The sequence below is a fragment of the Rhodococcus sp. EPR-147 genome (assembly GCF_001647185.1).
Classification (GTDB): domain Bacteria; phylum Actinomycetota; class Actinomycetes; order Mycobacteriales; family Mycobacteriaceae; genus Rhodococcoides.
The window spans coordinates 1-707 of sequence record NZ_LVCU01000353.1 but is presented as its reverse complement, the minus strand read 5'-3'; the positions used below and the strand labels follow the sequence as shown (position 1 = coordinate 707).

Annotated in this window: 1 protein-coding gene; it reads right to left on the bottom strand. The window is 66.3% G+C overall.

The genetic code is table 11. The features are described 5' to 3' along the window. Positions 1 to 707, bottom strand: a 707-nt coding sequence (locus A2J02_RS16115; RefSeq protein ID WP_156516244.1) for an AMP-binding protein, incomplete at both ends; no start/stop codon positions are given.

Genomic DNA, 707 nt, shown 5'->3' with positions numbered 1-707 from the left:
GTCGCCGTACGCTCGACGTCGGTCACCGCGTCCGCCGGGTAGCGAGACAACTCCGCGGAAATTTCCGGATCGTCCAGAACCAGCCACGGGACGGTGTCGGGCAGCGATCCCCTGCTGTCGATGTCGGTCAGACCCATTGCGGCATGGGAATCTTCGAGCATGTGCGCGATTCGGTCCGCCGGGTAGTTCGGATCGACGGGCAGGAATGCAGCACCGGTCTTGGCCACGGCCCACACCGACAGCACCGACTCGATCGATCGAGGCAGCGCCAACGCGACGAACGTCTCGGGCCCGACGCCGTAGTCGATCAGCATTCGAGCGATTCGGTTGGACCAGCTGTCCAGATCGGCGTAGGAAAGGCTGATGCCTCGGTAGGTGACGGCCACTGCGTACGGGTCGAGCGCGACCGCCGCCGCGAGCAACTCCGGCCACGTCCGGACTGCTGCGTCCGGGTTTCCTCGCGCCGGCGCCAACGCGCGCTGCTCGTCGGCGCCCAGAATTTCGATGTCTCCGACCACCGCGTGCCGGTCGCGTCCGACGGCGTCGAGAACTCGAATCAGTCGTGCCGCGATGGCCTCGACGCTGGCCGCGTCGAACAGCGATGTGGCGTAGTCGAATGCGGCCTCGAAGCCGGACGGACGTCCCGCCTCGTCGAAGGTCTCGGACAGCAGCAGCTGAAGATCCTGCTTGGCTACCGGAACGTCGAA